Origin of the sequence: Bacillus sp. MAG717A (assembly GCF_036884855.1) — a bacterium.
GTDB classification, from domain to species: Bacteria; Bacillota; Bacilli; order Bacillales; family Bacillaceae; genus Bacillus; species Bacillus safensis.
Map to the genome: position 1 here is coordinate 2,990,605 of NZ_CP145733.1, position 18,212 is coordinate 3,008,816.

General features: G+C 41.6%; 23 protein-coding genes. 21 read left to right on the plus strand and 2 right to left on the minus strand.

Features of this window, described 5'->3' with window-relative positions:
* Positions 1–55 precede the first annotated feature (55 nt).
* From fur to lysA, 17 genes are all read left to right on the plus strand, one after another.
* Positions 56–508, plus strand: a complete 453-nt coding sequence (fur, locus tag V6Z54_RS15490) for a ferric iron uptake transcriptional regulator (protein ID WP_003215577.1) — start codon at positions 56–58, stop codon at positions 506–508.
* Between the two features lie 117 nt (positions 509–625).
* Positions 626–853, plus strand: a complete 228-nt coding sequence (locus tag V6Z54_RS15495; protein WP_024428058.1) for a YqzK family protein — start codon at positions 626–628, stop codon at positions 851–853.
* A 6-nt stretch (positions 854–859) separates the two neighbouring features.
* Entirely contained in the window at positions 860–1,750 is an 891-nt protein-coding gene (gene xerD, locus V6Z54_RS15500; RefSeq protein WP_039179686.1) for a site-specific tyrosine recombinase XerD, read from the plus strand.
* A gap of 153 nt (positions 1,751–1,903) precedes the next feature.
* Positions 1,904–3,088 (plus strand): phosphopentomutase, encoded by a 1,185-nt coding sequence (gene deoB, locus V6Z54_RS15505; RefSeq protein ID WP_058837987.1) that lies wholly within the window; start codon positions 1,904–1,906, stop codon positions 3,086–3,088.
* 11 nt (positions 3,089–3,099) lie between these two features.
* Positions 3,100–3,912: a purine-nucleoside phosphorylase gene (locus V6Z54_RS15510; protein ID WP_338527473.1), complete on the plus strand. Its 813-nt coding sequence runs from the start codon at positions 3,100–3,102 to the stop codon at positions 3,910–3,912.
* Positions 3,913–4,029: 117 nt separating this feature from the next.
* On the plus strand, positions 4,030–5,217 hold the full coding sequence (locus tag V6Z54_RS15515) for a D-alanyl-D-alanine carboxypeptidase family protein (protein ID WP_041086005.1): 1,188 nt from the start codon (positions 4,030–4,032) through the stop codon (positions 5,215–5,217).
* A gap of 161 nt (positions 5,218–5,378) precedes the next feature.
* Positions 5,379–5,732, plus strand: a complete 354-nt coding sequence (gene spoIIAA, locus V6Z54_RS15520) for an anti-sigma F factor antagonist (protein ID WP_024422866.1) — start codon at positions 5,379–5,381, stop codon at positions 5,730–5,732.
* Positions 5,729–6,169 (plus strand): anti-sigma F factor, encoded by a 441-nt coding sequence (gene spoIIAB / locus V6Z54_RS15525; protein ID WP_024422865.1) that lies wholly within the window; start codon positions 5,729–5,731, stop codon positions 6,167–6,169. Before spoIIAA ends, spoIIAB begins: the two co-directional genes overlap by 4 nt.
* 13 nt (positions 6,170–6,182) lie before the next feature.
* The gene (gene sigF, locus V6Z54_RS15530; RefSeq protein ID WP_338527474.1) at positions 6,183–6,950 is read left to right on the plus strand and encodes an RNA polymerase sporulation sigma factor SigF; all 768 of its coding nucleotides are present in this window, start codon (positions 6,183–6,185) and stop codon (positions 6,948–6,950) included.
* A gap of 114 nt (positions 6,951–7,064) precedes the next feature.
* A complete protein-coding gene (locus tag V6Z54_RS15535; RefSeq protein WP_041086001.1) occupies positions 7,065–7,685 on the plus strand; it encodes a stage V sporulation protein AA in 621 nt (206 codons plus the stop codon).
* A complete protein-coding gene (locus V6Z54_RS15540; protein ID WP_034280358.1) occupies positions 7,675–8,091 on the plus strand; it encodes a stage V sporulation protein AB in 417 nt (138 codons plus the stop codon). Before V6Z54_RS15535 ends, V6Z54_RS15540 begins: the two co-directional genes overlap by 11 nt.
* Before the next feature lie 20 nt (positions 8,092–8,111).
* Positions 8,112–8,564, plus strand: a complete 453-nt coding sequence (gene spoVAC, locus V6Z54_RS15545) for a stage V sporulation protein AC (protein ID WP_041085999.1) — start codon at positions 8,112–8,114, stop codon at positions 8,562–8,564.
* A gap of 12 nt (positions 8,565–8,576) precedes the next feature.
* Complete coding sequence (spoVAD, locus tag V6Z54_RS15550) at positions 8,577–9,593, plus strand: stage V sporulation protein AD (RefSeq protein ID WP_041085997.1); 1,017 nt, start codon at positions 8,577–8,579, stop codon at positions 9,591–9,593.
* On the plus strand, positions 9,593–9,943 hold the full coding sequence (spoVAE, locus tag V6Z54_RS15555) for a stage V sporulation protein AE (protein WP_007501045.1): 351 nt from the start codon (positions 9,593–9,595) through the stop codon (positions 9,941–9,943). Before spoVAD ends, spoVAE begins: the two co-directional genes overlap by 1 nt.
* A 6-nt stretch (positions 9,944–9,949) precedes the next feature.
* Complete coding sequence (locus tag V6Z54_RS15560) at positions 9,950–10,558, plus strand: stage V sporulation protein AE (RefSeq protein WP_041085994.1); 609 nt, start codon at positions 9,950–9,952, stop codon at positions 10,556–10,558.
* On the plus strand, positions 10,503–11,984 hold the full coding sequence (locus tag V6Z54_RS15565) for a spore germination protein (RefSeq protein WP_117616616.1): 1,482 nt from the start codon (positions 10,503–10,505) through the stop codon (positions 11,982–11,984). Before V6Z54_RS15560 ends, V6Z54_RS15565 begins: the two co-directional genes overlap by 56 nt.
* 115 nt (positions 11,985–12,099) lie before the next feature.
* Positions 12,100–13,425 carry a diaminopimelate decarboxylase gene (gene lysA, locus V6Z54_RS15570; RefSeq protein ID WP_041085989.1) on the plus strand — a complete coding sequence of 442 codons (1,326 nt, stop codon included), beginning with the start codon at positions 12,100–12,102 and terminating at the stop codon, positions 13,423–13,425.
* Positions 13,426–13,463: 38 nt separating this feature from the next.
* Here the strand turns inward: lysA and V6Z54_RS15575 are convergent, their stop codons facing one another.
* Complete coding sequence (locus tag V6Z54_RS15575; protein ID WP_041085988.1) at positions 13,464–14,348, minus strand: DUF1002 domain-containing protein; 885 nt, start codon at positions 14,346–14,348, stop codon at positions 13,464–13,466.
* A 321-nt stretch (positions 14,349–14,669) separates the two neighbouring features.
* Between V6Z54_RS15575 and V6Z54_RS15580 the strand changes: the two genes are divergently transcribed.
* Positions 14,670–15,107, plus strand: a complete 438-nt coding sequence (locus tag V6Z54_RS15580; protein ID WP_008359679.1) for a peptidylprolyl isomerase — start codon at positions 14,670–14,672, stop codon at positions 15,105–15,107.
* A gap of 29 nt (positions 15,108–15,136) precedes the next feature.
* Here the strand turns inward: V6Z54_RS15580 and V6Z54_RS15585 are convergent, their stop codons facing one another.
* Positions 15,137–16,336, minus strand: coding sequence for an MFS transporter (locus V6Z54_RS15585; protein ID WP_338527475.1), 1,200 nt, complete (start codon positions 16,334–16,336; stop codon positions 15,137–15,139).
* Between the two features lie 270 nt (positions 16,337–16,606).
* Here V6Z54_RS15585 and V6Z54_RS15590 point away from each other — a divergent pair, with 270 nt between their 5' ends.
* From V6Z54_RS15590 to V6Z54_RS15600, 3 genes are all read left to right on the plus strand, one after another.
* Entirely contained in the window at positions 16,607–17,188 is a 582-nt protein-coding gene (locus V6Z54_RS15590; protein ID WP_041085984.1) for a TetR/AcrR family transcriptional regulator, read from the plus strand.
* Positions 17,189–17,397: 209 nt separating this feature from the next.
* On the plus strand, positions 17,398–17,634 hold the full coding sequence (locus V6Z54_RS15595; protein WP_039179646.1) for a DUF2164 domain-containing protein: 237 nt from the start codon (positions 17,398–17,400) through the stop codon (positions 17,632–17,634).
* Positions 17,635–17,864: 230 nt separating this feature from the next.
* Positions 17,865–18,209: a hypothetical protein gene (locus tag V6Z54_RS15600; RefSeq protein WP_008344451.1), complete on the plus strand. Its 345-nt coding sequence runs from the start codon at positions 17,865–17,867 to the stop codon at positions 18,207–18,209.
* Positions 18,210–18,212 lie beyond the last annotated feature (3 nt).

Sequence of the window (18,212 nt, forward strand, 5' to 3'; positions counted from 1 at the left end):
CTCAGCACATCATTTGATATAATGATCAAGTAATGTGGCGTAGGAGGGAAAGTCAATGGAAAATAGGATTGATCGAATTAAGAAACAGCTTCATTCTTCCAGCTACAAGCTCACGCCACAGCGTGAAGCCACAGTAAGAGTACTGCTTGAGAATGAAGAAGACCATTTAAGTGCAGAAGATGTATACCTCCTCGTAAAAGAGAAGTCTCCTGAAATTGGTCTTGCTACTGTTTATCGGACGTTAGAATTGCTCACTGAACTGAAAGTTGTTGATAAAATTAACTTTGGAGACGGCGTTTCGCGATATGATCTTCGCAAAGAAGGAGCCGCTCACTTCCATCACCATCTTGTCTGCATGGAATGCGGAACAGTCGATGAGATAGAAGATGATTTATTAGAAGATGTCGAAGAGATTATTGAACGTGACTGGAAATTTAAAATTAAGGATCATAGATTGACATTCCATGGTATTTGCCACCGGTGTCATGATGATGAATCCGGCAAATAATCCGAATTGGAACCTTTTCATTTAAGATGAAGAGGTTTTTTGCATTTTCGCTGTATATTCCTTGTCCTACCTGGCATATGCTGAAGTAATGAGAAGGTGAGAAAGGACTTGAAGATCATGCGAAAATGGCTCAAAACAACAGGCGAAGTGATCAAAGTATTTATCTTGTTCACAGGTTTTACCGTCCTGTTCTATTATGCTATGATATGGATAAATTCAGAATATGAAAGCTACCATCGTTATGATAAACCAGAGGGTGCAGCAATTAAAGTGATGGAAATGGATCAGCCGAATCAAGACAATTGGCAAGATCGATTGATTTATTTTTATCAAAACGGGGAGTAGAAATCATTGAACGATCAATTATCCGACTTTATTCATTTTATGACCGTAGAGAGAGGACTCTCTGAAAATACCATTGTTTCTTATAAAAGAGATTTGCAGAACTACTTGTCTTTTTTAATGACACATGAACAGCTGACGGATATTAGCGATGTCACGCGCCTGCATATCATTCATTATTTAAAGCAGCTAAAAGAGGAAGGGAAATCGAGTAAAACGTCTGTACGGCATCTATCATCGATCCGTTCCTTTCATCAATTTCTGCTTCGGGAAAAAGTGACAACGGATGACCCGTCATGGAACATTGAAACGCAAAAAACAGAGCGGACATTACCGAAAGTTTTATCATTAGGGGAGGTCGAAAAGCTGCTTGATACACCAAATCAGCACACTCCTTTTGACTACCGAGATAAAGCAATGCTTGAGCTCTTATATGCAACAGGTATTCGCGTCAGTGAAATGCTGGATCTGACCCTTGCCGATGTGCACCTCACAATGGGCTTTATCCGCTGTTTTGGAAAAGGAAGAAAAGAACGAATTGTGCCAATCGGTGAAGCTGCTGCAAGCGCAATTGAAGAATATATCGAAAAGGGAAGAAGCAAGCTGTTAAAAAAACAGCCGTCAGATGCCCTATTTCTCAATCATCACGGGAAAAAAATGTCGCGGCAGGGCTTCTGGAAGAACTTAAAAAAACGAGCCATTGAAGCAGGGATTCAAAAGGAACTGACGCCTCATACGCTCAGACATTCATTTGCTACACACCTGCTTGAAAACGGTGCGGACTTAAGAGCTGTACAGGAGATGCTCGGACATGCCGATATCTCAACAACACAAATTTATACACATGTGACGAAAACAAGACTGAAAGATGTGTATCACAAATTCCATCCAAGGGCATAAGTAAAGCATGACACGGTGAACGGGTGTCATGCTTTTTCATCTTTACACCGTTTATGGTTGTCAACTGGCTTGTAAACGGTTTATACTTGAGATGTCTGACCTCTTACTGTTTGTAAGGTCAAAAGACAAGAATATTGAAGGAGGCGCTTTTTAATGCCTGATTATCAGTATAAACGCATTTTCCTCGTCGTAATGGATTCAGTAGGGATTGGGGAAGCACCAGATGCTGCTGATTTTAATGATGTAGGTGCAGATACACTTGGACATATTGCTGAAAAAATGAACGGGCTTCATATGCCGAATATGGCGAAGCTTGGGCTGAGTCATATTAAAGAAATCAAAGGAATTCCAGCGGATGAAAAACCGCTTGCGTATTATGGAAAAATGCAAGAAGCATCAAATGGTAAAGACACAATGACGGGACACTGGGAAATTATGGGTCTTTACATAGACACACCGTTCAAAGTCTTTCCAGACGGATTCCCAGATGAACTATTAAATGAACTAAAAGAAAAAACAGGCCGAGGTATTATTGGAAATAAACCTGCGTCTGGTACGGAAATTTTAGATGAGCTTGGCGAAGAGCACATGAAAACAGGTGATTTAATCGTTTATACATCTGCAGATTCTGTGCTGCAAATTGCTGCGCACGAAGAAGTTGTGCCATTAGATGAGCTTTACCGTATTTGTGAAATTGCCCGTGAACTCACATTAGATGAAAAATATATGGTTGGACGGATTATCGCTCGTCCGTTTGTCGGAGAGCCCGGTGCTTTTGTTAGAACGCCAAACCGTCATGACTATGCGCTAAAACCATTTGACCGTACAGTCATGAATGAACTGAAAGATGATGGGCTCGATGTCATTGCGATTGGAAAAATCTCTGATATTTATGACGGCGAGGGGATCACATCATCTCTTAGAACGAAATCGAACATGGATGGAATGGACAAGCTGGTCGATACACTAAAAACAGACTTTACAGGACTCAGCTTTTTAAACCTTGTTGATTTTGACGCTCTTTATGGGCATAGAAGAGATCCAGAGGGTTATGGAAAAGCATTAGAGGAATTTGACGCACGTCTTCCTGAAGTGTTTGACCTGTTGAAAGAGGATGATCTTCTTGTGATCACAGCAGATCATGGAAATGACCCGGTTCATCACGGAACAGATCATACAAGAGAATACGTTCCGCTCATTGCTTACAGCAAAAAGCATCAGGAAGCAAATGAACTGCCAACAGCAAAAACGTTTGCCGATCTTGGGGCAACCGTTGCCGATAATTTCAAGATAGCGATGCCAAAATACGGAACAAGCTTTTTATCTAAACTCAAATAGGGGGAAATCTCGTGGGAGCACAGTTTTCAGAAGCGGCGGCATACATTAAACAAGCATCGACATATGTACCAACAGTTGGATTGATTTTAGGATCAGGGCTTGGCATTTTAGCAGATGAGATTGAAAATCCAATCAAAATTAAATATGAAGATATTCCCGGATTCCCTGTTTCAACAGTAGAGGGACATGCAGGGCAGCTCGTGATCGGAACGCTGAAAGGCACTGTCGTTTGCGCGATGCAAGGACGTTTTCATTTCTATGAAGGATATGATATGAAGCAAGTGACGTTTCCTGTCCGTGTGATGAAAGAAATTGGTATTGAAACATGCATTGTCACAAATGCAGCTGGCGGAGTGAATACGTCATTCCGTCCAGGAGATCTCATGCTGATCACAGATCATATCAATATGATGGGAACAAATCCATTAATTGGCCCAAATGACAGTCAAGGCGTTCGTTTCCCTGATATGTCTGCACCGTACGATAAAGAATTGCTGGCACTTGCAGCAGAAACAGCCCAGCGTATAGGTATCTCTGTACAGCAAGGGGTTTATGCAGGGATGACAGGCCCTTCATATGAAACACCTGCTGAAGTTCGTTTCCTAAGAACACTTGGAGCAGATGCGGTAGGAATGTCGACTGTTCCAGAAGTCATTGTTGCGCGTCATGCAGGAATCAAAGTACTTGGCATTTCATGCATTTCCAATGCGGCATCTGGTATTTTGGATCAGCCGCTGTCTCATGATGAAGTGATCGAAGTAACGGAAAAAGTGAAAGCAAGTTTTCTTGATTTAGTAAAAGACATTGTCAAACAACTCTCATAGCATGTGTCCAAAAGCCTTCTGCTACCCAAGCAGAAGGCTTTTTTTATTTGCAATCCTGAATAAAACAACCTGTATGAGGAAAAAATAGAAAGGATTACGATTATGGAGGTCTGCCACTTGAAACGTCATATATGTGCATTGTTTATTTTAATGATCCTTATCTCAATGGTTTCACCATCAGCGACAGCAAAAGAAAAGATTGAAAAACCAGGAGAAAAACAAACATCAGAATTGGCACACGAAGCCAAATCAGCGATCTTAATAGAACGTGACACGGGAAAAGTGCTTTACAATAAAAACAGCGATGAAAAGCTTGCACCCGCAAGTATGACCAAAATCATGACGATGCTTCTCATCATGGAAGCTATTGATCAAGGTAAACTGAAAATGAAAGACAAGGTCAGAACGAGCGACTATGCAGCGTCCATGGGAGGGTCACAAATCTTCCTTGAACCAGGAGAAGAAATGACCGTGAAAGAAATGCTGAAAGGCATTGCGATTGCGTCAGGAAATGATGCTTCAGTTGCCATGGCAGAGCATATTGCAGGATCTGAAGAACAGTTCGTAGAGCAGATGAACAAAAGGGCGAAAGAGCTTGGTCTCAACTCAACAGTCTTTCAAAACCCAACAGGACTTCCTGAAAAAGACCATTACAGCACAGCTCACGATATGGCAATAATGGCAAAAGAGCTGTTGAAATATGAACAAATCACCAAATTCACAGGTGTCTACGAAGACTATCTACGGCAAAACACAGATAAAAAATTCTGGCTTGTAAACACAAACCGTCTGATTAAATTTTATCCAGGTGTTGATGGGGTGAAAACAGGTTTTACAGGTGAAGCGAAATACTGTTTAACTGCATCTGCTAAAAAAGGTAACATGCGCGTCATTGCGGTTGTCTTCGGCGCAAGCACCCCGAAAGACAGAAACGCTCAGGTAGTCAAAATGCTGGACTACGCATTTAGTCAATATACGACTCATCCGCTTTACAAACGAGGGCAAGATGTGGCGGAGGTCAAAGTAAGCAAAGGGAAAAAGAAAAATATTCAGCTCGTTACTTCTGAACCGATCTCCCTTCTAACGAAAAAAGGCGAAAATGTGGATCAGATCAAAAAAGAAATCAAATTGTCTCATGATGTCAAGGCTCCATTTTCAAAAGGAACGGAACTTGGTACGATTGTCTTGAAAAAAGACGGAAAAGTGCTACATGAAAGCCCTGTAGAAGCAAAAGAAGGAATGGAAAAGGCAGGCATTTGGACTTTCTTCAAACGAGCGATGGCTGATTTTGTGAAATGGAAATAAAAGGAGAAGACTGCTGTAATGGGCAGTCTTTTTGCTATGAGAAAAAAGAAAAGAACATCTAAATGTGACGAATGGTCACTAGTTTTGTCATGGTGAAGGATTTACTTCATATAAAAGAGAAACACTCTTTATCCGAAATTAGAGCAAGGAGGAATAAAAAGATGAGCCTTGGTATTGATTTTCAAGTAAAAGAGAGCGTACTTTGCATTCGGTTAACAGGAGAGCTCGATCATCACTCCGCAGAAACATTGAGACAAAAGGTGACGAATTATTTGGAAACAGAGGACATTCGCCACATTGTGCTGAATCTGGCTGATTTATCGTTTATGGACAGCTCTGGACTCGGAGTGATTTTGGGAAGATATAAAGAAATTAAGCAGCTTGGCGGAGAAATGGTCGTCTGTGCCATCTCGCCAGCAGTGAATCGGTTATTTGATATGTCTGGTTTGTTTAAAATCATTCGTATGGAGCCTTCAGAGCAAACGGCTTTGCAAACATTGGGGGTGGCGTCATGAGAAATGAAATGAATCTGACTTTTTCGGCATTAAGCCAAAATGAATCGTTTGCGAGGGTGACAGTCGCGGCGTTTATCGCTCAGCTTGATCCGACTTTAGATGAATTAACAGAAATCAAGACCGTCGTATCAGAGGCAGTGACAAACTCGATCATCCATGGCTATGATGGGAATCCAGATGGCAAGGTGCATATCCATGTCACATTAGATGACCATGTCGTTTACCTCACCATCCGTGACGAAGGCATGGGTATTACCGATCTTGAGGAAGCAAGACAGCCGCTTTTTACAACAAAACCAGACTTAGAGCGCTCTGGAATGGGCTTTACCATCATGGAGAATTTTATGGATGATGTCATGGTGGACTCATCTCCAGAAATGGGCACGACCATCCGTTTAACAAAGCATCTATCAAAAAGCAAAGCGCTTTGTAATTAAAGGAGCTGCTCATATGGATGTGGAGGTAAAAAAGCAAGCTAAAAAAGCCCAGCTGTCAAATGATGAAGTCAAAGAGCTCATCAAAAAAAGCCAAGACGGTGATCAGCAAGCAAGAGACCTCCTCGTAGAAAAAAACATGCGTCTTGTTTGGTCCGTTGTTCAGCGCTTTTTAAATAGGGGATATGAACCAGATGATCTATTTCAGATTGGCTGTATTGGGCTGTTGAAATCTGTTGATAAATTTGATTTGACATACGATGTAAAGTTTTCAACGTACGCCGTCCCAATGATCATTGGTGAAATCCAGCGATTTATTCGGGATGATGGAACGGTCAAAGTCAGCCGGTCATTAAAGGAACTCGGAAATAAAATTCGGCGGGCAAGGGATGAATTGTCTAAGTCTCATGGAAGAATGCCGACCGTTCAAGAAATTGCCGAATACCTTGATATCACACCAGAGGATGTCGTCCTCGCCCAAGAAGCGGTCCGCTCCCCATCATCCATTCATGAAACGGTGTATGAAAATGATGGGGATCCGATAACATTGCTTGATCAAATTGCCGATCATTCTGAAGAAAGCTGGTTTGACAAAATCGCATTGAAAGAAGCGATCAAGGAATTAGAAGAAAGGGAAAAACTCATTGTGTATTTAAGGTATTATAAAGATCAGACACAATCTGAGGTTGCAGAAAGACTTGGCATTTCACAGGTGCAAGTCTCACGACTTGAAAAGAAAATTTTAAAACAAATCCAAATGCAAATGGATCAAAAAGACAGCTAGCCAATTCGGCTGGCTTTTTTTGTGTGGTAATTACCGGTAAATCCAGTTCTATCAGTATGAGAACCATTTTTCACCACATACTATTTTTAACCCCTCGTATAGGAAGTGACTTGGATGGACGGACAAATCTTTATTCGGCTGCGCCATCGAATCAAGACCGGTATTGATCAGCTCATTTATTTAGAGGATATCGCTCAAATCACTGGTGATGAGTTTGCTGTGCATAAGCTTAGCAAAATGCCTGTGTATCATGTCAGCAAAAAGGATCGTCACATCGTCGTTCTTGATATTATGCATGTTGTCAAAACGATCAAAAAAACGTGGCCAGATATCGATATTCAAACCGTTGGCGGCTCTGAGGCCATTGTTGAAATTGATACAGGCAAACGCCAGCTTTCGCCCGTTTTATTTGTGTTTGTATGGCTCCTATTATTTGTCGGAGCGGCGCTTGCCATTATGAATTTCCACGAGGATGTCAGTATGCGGCTCGTTCATATCCGCCTATATGAAATGATCACAGGGAAAACGGTTGAGCATCCGTATTTATTACAAATTCCATATAGCTTTGGGCTCGGTTTTGGCATGATTTTGTTTTTCAATCATGTATTTAAAAAGCGTTTAAATGAAGAACCAAGTCCGCTCGAAGTGGAAATGTTTAAATATCAGCTCGATCTCGATCATTATGTCGCACTCAATGAAAATAAAGAAACATTGAAGGATATCCATGATCGGTAAGTGGCTTTTTGTCGTACTCGTTGGACTAGGCGGCGGTTTAACAGTCGGAGCAGGATTTGTGGCATTTCTTACAGTGCTTGGCATCATTCCCCGCTTAATGCAATTAACCAAAACGCAGCGCTTCATACAAGGGTACGAGGCGGCTGTCATTAGCGGGGCGGTTGTTGGCGGCTGGGCCACCTTAAGTCAAATACATCTGCATTTAACCAAATGGCTGGCGCTGCCGGTCGGTCTTTTATCAGGCATCTTTGTCGGCATGCTTGCAGCTGCACTCACTGAAGTATTAAATGTACTTCCTATATTAACGAAAAGAATTGGAATGGACGGGAAAATTGTTTTGCTGCTCATGGCCATCGTCTTAGGAAAGGTATTTGGTTCACTATTTCATTGGCTTATTTATATTTAAGAAATTGGAGGGAACAACACGTGTCGAGTTTAAAAGAGAACTATCCATCTAAGGTGAAAACGTATCAGCCCAAACCACCATATGTCGTGAACTGTATCAAGGCGTTTTTAGTAGGAGGCTTGATCTGTCTGATAGGTGAGGGGCTGCAAAATTTCTATATCCACTTTTTTGATTTTAATGAAAAGACAGCAGGGAACCCGACAGTGGCAACCCTCATTTTAATTTCTTCTCTATTAACGGGTATCGGTATTTACGATAGAATCGGCCAGTTTGCTGGAGCGGGATCGGCCGTACCGGTAACAGGTTTTGCTAACAGTATGACAAGTGCTGCCCTTGAGCATAAAAGTGAAGGGCTTGTTTTAGGTGTTGCCACAAATATGTTTAAACTGGCTGGGAACGTCATTGTGTTCGGTGTCGTCTCGGCATATATCGTAGGGATCATTCGATACATCTTGGAAAAGGTGTTTTCTTAGGAGGAATGAAAGGTGAAACTAACAGGTAAACAATCTTGGGTATTTGAGCACAAGCTTTATGTCAATGCAGAAGGAACCGCTGCAGGACCTAAGGAAAAAGAAGGTCCGATTGGACATTTAATTGATAAAACATACGATGAAATGCACTGTGATCAAAAGAATTGGGAAATGGCTGAAAGAAAGCTCATGGATGATGCGATATCAACCGCTTTATCAAAAGCAAATTTGCAAAAAAGCGATATTGATCTGTTGCTGGCTGGAGATTTACTCAACCAGAACGTCACAGCAAACTATGTGGCAAGAGAGCTGAAGATCCCGTTTCTCTGCTTGTTTGGAGCATGCTCGACCGCAATGGAATCGGTCGCCATTGCGTCAGCACTCATTGATGGCGGCTTTGCAAATAGAGCCATCGCAGCAACAAGCAGTCACAATGCGACCGCAGAACGCCAATTTCGAAATCCGACAGAATACGGCGGACAAAAGCCAGATACAGCAACAAGCACCGTAACTGGGAGCGGAGCCGTTATTATCAGCCAAGAGCCCTCTCAAATTCAAATTACAAGCGCAACGGTAGGCAGGGTCATGGATCTTGGCATTACAGATCCATTTGATATGGGATCGGCCATGGCACCGGCAGCGGCAGACACTATCAAGCAGCATTTAGAAGACTTAGGAAGAACAGTAGATGATTACGATTTGATTTTAACTGGAGATTTATCAGGTATTGGTTCACCGATCTTAAAGGATCTCCTGAAAGAAGAAGGTATCCAGCTTGGGCGAAAGCACGATGATTGCGGTTTAATCATTTATACACCCGACCAAAACGTATTCGCTGGAGGCAGCGGCTGTGCTTGTTCAGCTGTTGTGACATTTAGTCATATTTTTCAAGAAATGAAAGCAGGGAATTTGCAAAGAGTACTGGTCGTGGCAACCGGGGCGTTACTCAGCCCAACGATGGTTCAGCAAAAAGAGACCATTCCAACCATTGCGCACGGTGTCGTATTTGAGCGTGCAGGAGGAGAGAGCTAATGGATTATCTAATCGCTTTTGTTGCAGGCGGACTAATTTGCGTCATTGGCCAGCTTTTGCTAGACGTACTTAAACTCACGCCTGCACATGTCATGACTACTTTTGTTGTGGCAGGTACCATTTTAGACGGATTCGGTATTTATGATAAGTTTATTGAATTTGCAGGTGCAGGCGCAACCGTACCAATCGTCAGCTTTGGTCATAGCTTGCTTCATGGGGCAATGCACCAGGCAGATGTACATGGATTCATCGGCATCGGTATCGGTATTTTTGAATTAACCTCTGCTGGAATATCAGCTGCGATTTTATTCTCATTTATTATCGCACTTATCTTTAAACCGAAAGGATAACCGAATATGGGGCAAAGACGGAAAGTCATTTTAGTGACAGACGGAGATATATATGCTGCCAAAACCATTGAGCTTGCCGCTAAAAACGTCGGCGGACGATGTATTTCCAGCTCAAAAGGAAATCCAAGCAAACGGACAGGACCTGAACTTGTTCAGATGATTTTAAAAACGCCGTATGATCCAGTCTTTGTGATGTTTGATGATTCTGGTCTGACAGGTGAAGGAACAGGGGAGACGGCGATGAAACATGTAGCACGCCATCCTGAAATCGAAGTCATTGGAGCGATTGCAGTTGCATCCAAGACGCACCAAGCCGAATGGACAAAGGTCCATGTCTCTATTGACCGGGAAGGTGAACTGACAGAATACGGTGTCGACAAACACGGTCTTCCCGAAATGGAGCCCCATAAAATGAGCGGGGATACAGTGTATTGCCTTGACTCCCTCAACCTTCCGCTAGTTGTCGGGATTGGAGATATTGGCAAGATGGGACGAAAAGATGATCTGAGCAAAGGATCTCCAATCACGATGAAAGCAGTGGAATTAATATTAGAAAGGAGTGGTTTCCATGAAGAAAGACAAGGTAAATGTGTATCGAGACCCGAAGAAAAATGAAGATTACTTCAAAGAAAATGTCGGAATGGGTCTCAGCTTTGACCTTGGTGTTCGGAAAATTTATATACACGATCAGGAAATCCAGCTTTACTATGTAAACGGATTGTGTGATACGCAGTATGTCATTTACTTATTAAAAGAACTAATCGAAATCAATGATAACGAACCAGAATCAGATGATCTTGCACATGTAGTCGAGAACCGCCTTGTCAATCAGCAGGTCTCCAAAGTAAAAACGCTGGATGAAGCAGTGGATCAAGTATTGTCTGGGCTTGTAGCAGTCGTTGTAGAAGGTGAAAACTACGCATTTATCATTGATGTGAGAAGCTATCCTGGCAGAATGCCTGAGGAGCCGGATACAGAAAAGGTTGTCAGGGGAGCAAGGGACGGCTTTGTTGAAAACATTATTGTAAATACAGCGCTTATTCGAAGAAGAGTGCGGGATGAAAAGCTGCGATACAAAATGCTCAAAGTAGGCGAACGTTCCAAAGCCGATGTTTGTGTTTGCTATATTGAAGATATTGCAGACCCCGATCTTGTAGATATTATAGAAAAAGAAGTATCAGGAATCAAAGTCGATGGGCTGACGATGTCTGATAAAACGATTGAAGAATTTATGATTAAGCAAGGATATAATCCCTTTCCGCTAGTGCGTTACACCGAGCGTCCAGATGTAGCCGCTAACCACATATTAGAAGGGCATGTCATCATCATTACGGATACATCCCCTAGTGTCATCATTACACCAACCACTATTTTTCACCACGTTCAGCATGCAGAAGAATATCGCCAGGCACCTGCCGTTGGTACATTCCTAAGATGGGTACGCTTTTTAGGTATTTTATGTTCTACCTTTCTTTTGCCGATTTGGTTTCTTTTTATCCTTGAACCAAATCTTCTGCCTGACAATTTAAGCTATATTGGGTTTAACAAACCTTCTCATATCCCTGTGATTCTCCAAGTGTTCCTTGCTGATTTCGGGGTGGAATTTTTAAGGATGGCAGCAATTCATACGCCAACCGCATTGTCGACCGCCATGGGACTGATCGCGGCTGTTTTAATTGGACAAATCGCTATTGATGTCGGTTTGTTTACACCAGAGGTCATCTTATACGTTTCACTGGCGGCGATCGGTACCTTTACAACGCCAAGCTATGAGCTGAGTGTCGCCAATAAGATTGTAAGGCTCATCATCCTAGCGCTAGTGGCGATCTTCAAGCTGAATGGACTCATCATTGGTTTTACGTTGTTACTCATTTATTTAACTTCCATCCGTTCATTGCAGACGCCTTATATGTGGCCGTTCATTCCTTTTAATGGAAAAGCTTTGTGGCAAGTGCTGATTCGGACGTCTGTTCCTGGCTCAAAAGTAAGGCCAAGCATTGTTCACCCTCAAAACAGATCAAAAATTCCGCCAAATTCTTAAGGCTCATTGAAAGTGGCTGAAGATTGTGATATTGTATTTTTAACTTTGAGACAAGGCAAAAGGCAGCTCACGCAGCTGCCTTTTTTCAGCCGAAGCGGAGAAAGAGGGAATGACATTGTATTTACACGGCACTTGCAGACAAAATGAACTCGGTCATTTAGAAATTGGTGGTGTTGATGCCGTTTCTTTAGCTGAAACGTATGGGACACCACTTTATGTATATGATGTGGCTTTAATACGGGAGCGCGCAAAAAGCTTTCAAAAAGCATTTATAGAAGAAGAATTAACAGCGCAGGTAGCATACGCGAGTAAAGCATTTTCTTCCATCGCCATGTTTCAGCTTGCTAAAGAAGAAGGATTATCTCTTGATGTTGTATCAGGCGGTGAGCTTCACACAGCCATTTGCGCTGGATTCCCAGTAGAAAAAATTCATTTCCATGGCAATAATAAAAGCAGAGAAGAATTAAAAATGGCTTTAGAGCATGGGATCGGCTGTATTGTTGTAGATAATTTCTATGAAATGAAGCTCATTGAACAGCTTGGTCAAGAGCTGTCAAAAAAAGTGAAAGTATTGCTCCGCATCACGCCTGGTGTCGAAGCGCATACGCATGATTACATTACGACAGGTCAAGAGGATTCAAAATTTGGCTTTGATCTTCACAATGGACAAGCAGATGAAGCGGTGAAACAAGTGCTTGGTTCAGAAGTGATCGAGCTTTTAGGTGTTCATTGTCATATCGGTTCACAAATTTTTGATACGGCTGGTTTTGTCCTTGCAGCAGATAAAATCTTTTTGAAACTGGATGAATGGAGAGAATCATTTGGTTTTATTTCAACAGTGTTAAACTTAGGCGGCGGCTTTGGGATTCGTTATACAGAAGAGGATGAACCACTTCCTGCGACAGAATATGTCGAGAAAATTATCCAAGCTGTGAAAGAGAATGTGGCCCGCTATGAGTTCGAAATGCCGGAAATTTGGATAGAACCAGGCCGTTCTCTTGTAGGTGATGCAGGGACGACTCTTTATACGATCGGATCAACAAAACATGTACCTGGCATCCGTGATTATGTTGCGATAGACGGCGGAATGAGTGATAACATTCGTCCAGCTTTATATCAAGCGAAATATGAAGCGGCAAGTGCCAATAAAATGAGCCAAACGCATGATCAAACGGTTTCAATTGCTGGTAAATGCTGTGAAAGCGGAGATATGCTTATTTGGGATATTGATCTGCCAGAATTATCACAAGGGGATTTATTAGCTGTCTTTTGTACCGGAGCTTACGGTTATAGTATGTCAAACAACTATAACCGCATCCCGCGCCCAGCTGTTGTGTTTGTAGAAGACGGAGAAGCGCAGCTTGTGGTTGAGCGTGAAACATATGAGGACATTGTCAAACTTGATTTACCGTATCAATCAAAAGTGAAATCATCTACTTAAAAAAGCCGCCTGGTGTACAGGCGGCTTTTTTTCATGAATTATTTTCCTCCAGTGAATACAGAGACGATCGCGTTCCAAATGGAGACAAAGAAATCCCAAATCTTTTGAAGGAGGTTTTTTCCTTCATCCGATTCTATGAATTTTGTAATCTTGTCTTTTGCTTTATCAATTTGAGACCCTACTTGATTCCAATCGATATTGATGTTTTTCATTTTATCAAATAGCGAGACAAGCTGATCTTTTTGATCCTGCGTCAGATTTAAGTTCAAATCAGAAGCCGCCTGATCGACTTTTTCTTCTACTTCTTTTGTGGTTTTAGGGACACCGTTTTTTGCAATGTCATCTTTGATTTTTGCAATAAGAGCAGAAGCGTTGTCTTTCCCGATAGAGTCACCCAGTTTTGAAGTTGTCACAAGCTCTTCGTTTGCCACCTGCTTCACATCTTCTGGAATGGCTTTGTCACTTGACACCTCATACGCTTTTAGTAAACCCGTCAGTGCGGCTGTACCAGATACTTCAAATGGAGCAGTCACGACAACCTTGGCATCCTTGACACCTGCTGTCATTAAAGCATTTAAATACATCTCATCTGTAATGGTCTTGATGTTGTGTGTATCCACAGTCAGACCAGTACCTGATTTTTCAATGGTGATAGATGAAGATGATAATGCTCTCGTCCCGATAGAAGAACGAGGGATATACTTTCCTAAATATTCGTGCTCTTCTTTATTGGTTACTTCAATTTTTGTCGCATTTTCAGGTGGATTCAACTCCTCAAGCACCTTTTGTCGATCAGCCGGTGTTAAGTCTTGCCCGAGTGTGACGATGACATCGCCGACAGCTGCATCCGCTAAGCTGACTTTTGGCGCACCAATTAGGAAAAGGAGCGCTGCCATCATACCAAGCATCATTTTTTTAAACATGTTGACCTCCTTCAAGTCGAAAGCGTTCCTCTTTCAAGAGAAACTCAGCTTTTGAGTACACGTAAAGAAATGCACTCCATCATATAGACGTAACAAATTGACTCGACGTTTCAATTTTCTTTTTAAGATGTTTTCCTTTTCCAATAAATGAAGACATGTCATTTCGTCACATATCATTTTATTAGGAAAAAAGAATCAAGCAACCCTATTTTATCAATCATCAGTTAAGAGGTAAATGACAATCGAAGAGCAGGGGATGTTTAACATTACCGAAAATGTGCTATAATGAGCGTTGTTTAACCTGAAAGGAGAATGTGAAAAATGGCGAAAAAAGGATACATACAATTAACGAATGGAAAGAAAATTGAGTTTGAACTTTACCCAGAGGCTGCTCCAGGTACAGTAGCAAACTTTGAAAAATTAGCGAATGAAGGCTTCTACGATGGATTGAAATTCCACCGCGTGATTCCAGGTTTCGTCAGCCAAGGCGGCGACCCAAACGGTAATGGAACGGGTGGTCCTGGTTACACAATTAAATGTGAAACAGAAGGAAATCCACATCAGCACGAAAGAGGTTCATTATCAATGGCACATGCTGGTAAAGACACAGGCGGCAGCCAATTCTTTATCGTACATGACCCGCAGCCGCACTTAAACGGCGTTCACACTGTTTTTGGCAAGGTAACATCTGGTATCGAGGCTGTACTTGATATGGAGCAAGGCCAAGGCATGGAAAAAGTTGAAGTTGTAGATGCGTAATCCAAAACACCGCTTAATCGCGGTGTTTTTTATTTTGTTTCTGAGACTAATGTGATTTGTTTCGTTAAGCGATAGGTGATGATCCAATACAAAATGGCTAAAGCGCTGACAGAAGCACCAAAAAGACATACTCCGCTCCAGCCATAGGCTGCGTATATGCTGGTTGAAACAATTGAACCGGTCGCACTGCCGATGGAGTAAAAAATCATGTAAGCTGCAGTAAGCCGGCTTCTCGCCTCAGGCCGCACTGTGAAAATCATAGTCTGATTCGTTACGTGTACTGCCTGCACAGATAGGTCAAGAATGATAATGCCAATGACTAAAGCAATAAGTGAATGTTCAGTCAAACTGATGAAAAACCATGAAATGAATAATAGGACAAGGGCTATACCGCTTGTGAACTGTCCAAAACCTCGATCAGCAAGGCTGCCAGCCCGAGCAGCGCCTAATGCTCCGGCTGCTCCAGCAAGACCAAATGCGCCAATAGCAGTATGTGAAAGAGAGTATGGCGCAGTACTGAGAGGCAGCACGAGTGAAGTCCATAACGTACCAAAGACGATAAAAATCAGAAGAGCTAGAATCCCACGGATGCGCAGGATTCGTTCTTGTACGAACAATACAAACATTGAACGAAGCAGATGAGCATAGGATAATGACTCTCCTTTGCTGTCATCACGCGGGAGCACTCGGAACAATACGCCAGTTAGGATAAGCATGATGACGGCAGAAACAAGATATACAGACCTCCAGCCAGCTAAATCGGTTAATACACCAGCAAAGGTTCGGGCGAGAAGAATACCGATGACGATTCCACTTTGCACCAAGCCGACGATACGGCCGCGCTCTTCTGGAGCAGCCCAACTTGCTGCAAACGCAACGAGTACCTGAGTGACTACAGCGAGCAGTCCGACCACTGCTAATCCAATAAATAGGACGGTGACGACAGGAGCGAAGCCGACTAGAATGAGGGCAAGCACAGATAAAAGCATCTGACCAATGATGAGCCGGCGTCGATTCAACAGATCACCAAGTGGTACGATCAGTAGCAGCCCCGCCGCATAACAAAGCTGAGTAATCGTAATGACAATACCGATGGATGAATATGTGATACCAAACTCGGCTGCCAGTGAATCTAGTAACGGTTGTGCGAAGTATATGTTTGCAACAGCCATCCCGCAGGCTGCTGCAAAAAGTAGTGCCATATAGTGAGTCATTTTATCTTTAACCATTCATTGCATCCCCTCTTTTTATACTGAAAAGAATAATGTACTAATCGGTACAAAATGATTCCTGTTAAGGATAACCAGCAAAATGTTTTAAAGTCAAGAGTTTATTCTATGTTAATCTTGAAAGCAGAAAGACAGTTTGACAATTTCACCTGAAAAAAATACAATCATAATGTACTGATTAGTAATAAAAAGAAAATGATATCCTGATAAATAAAGAAATAGACAATTGTTATCGTGAAAGGATTTTATTGTTGAAAAGAGGAATTGATGATGGTTCGACAGCGTGAGTTTGATGAGGAAAAAGCGTTGAATGATGCAATGATGCTTTTTTGGGAAAAGGGGTATAGAGCTACAACGTTAAGCGATTTGACTGCAAAAATGGGAATACAGCGGCCAAGTTTATACTCAGCTTTTGGAGATAAAGAGGAATTATTTGAGGCTGCATTACGCACATATACAAAGCAGCATGCAGCTCGTATTCGAACAAAACTTCAAAACAATCGATCTGTAAAGGAAGCATTTCATCTATTATTTACAGATGTAGTGGAAGAGGAATATGGAGATGGCCCAAGTAAAGGCTGTTTTTGCATTAATACAATAGTGGAGCTTGCTCCACACGAAGAGAAATTTGAAATTCTGACAAGAGAACATCAAATGTATCTTTCGGTTATTTTTGAAGAAAAGATAGTGCAAGGTATTCGCTCAGGTGAGCTCGAAAGCGGCTTGAATGCTAAAGCCTTAGCACAGACACTGGTCGTTTCTTTCATCGGGCTTACCGTCCTAATGAAGTCACGTCCAGAGCGTTCATTTGTAGATCATTCTATAGCGACGATCCTATCCATTTTAAAATAAAATGGACAACACGCTATGACAGTTTCTGTGAAAAAATCATACAAAATAGTGAAGCGTATTTTGATCCATTACATCAAAATACGCTTTTTCTTTTAGGGCAGTCATGCACAGAATCTTTTTTTATGATATGATAAGAGAACAAACATTCGTATTTATGAAATGCTAGCACAACCAGCTGCAAATGAAGAAAATAGAAAGAAGGGGAGACTTTGAAACCACTCACTAAAGAAGAAAAAAATCAAATGATGATGGCCATTCAGCGTTACTTTGCCGAAGAACGAGAAGAAGAGATTGGTGAATTGGCAGCCATTAATATACTAGAATTTATCACAAAAAACCTTGGAAGCTACTATTATAATCAAGGGGTTCGCGACAGCCGCAGTATCGCTGTTCAGCGGTCACAATTGTTAGAGGAAGACTTATTCGCACTCGAAAAAAGAATATAAACGAAAAGCTTGCAGTATGTTGTGTTACGAACTGATAAATAAGAAAAAGACCCCCTTAATAAAGAACGCACATTCGTATCATATGTAATGATTAAGAGGTGGAACCAAAGGGCCATCTGAATCGTTATATAAGTAACCATTAATGAAAATCAGCTTTTTTGGTTTTATTTCAATAAAAGAAGGAATAAAACATACAAATAGGCGAAGTGCAGATGATGGAGGTTCTAAATATGGGGAAAATTAAATTAAAAATTGCGATCTTATTTGTTTTACTGCTTTGTTTAGGCGCAGGTTATTTATACATGAATGGCATGAAAATTGAAGATGTGCCAACAGCCATTGGCGAGAGCTTAACAAATAATGATAAAGATTACACCATCTATGAATATACTATTACGAAAATTGATGGAGATGAATATTACGGTCAAGCAAAGAATGGCACCAAAATCATTTTTAATGGAAAGAAATTTGAAGATGATGTGGCCGATCTGAAAAAAGGCGATCGTATTAAAGCCTACTTTAGTAATGAAAAAAGAATAGATGGTCTGATAAAAGTAGTAAAAGTCGTTAATTAACAT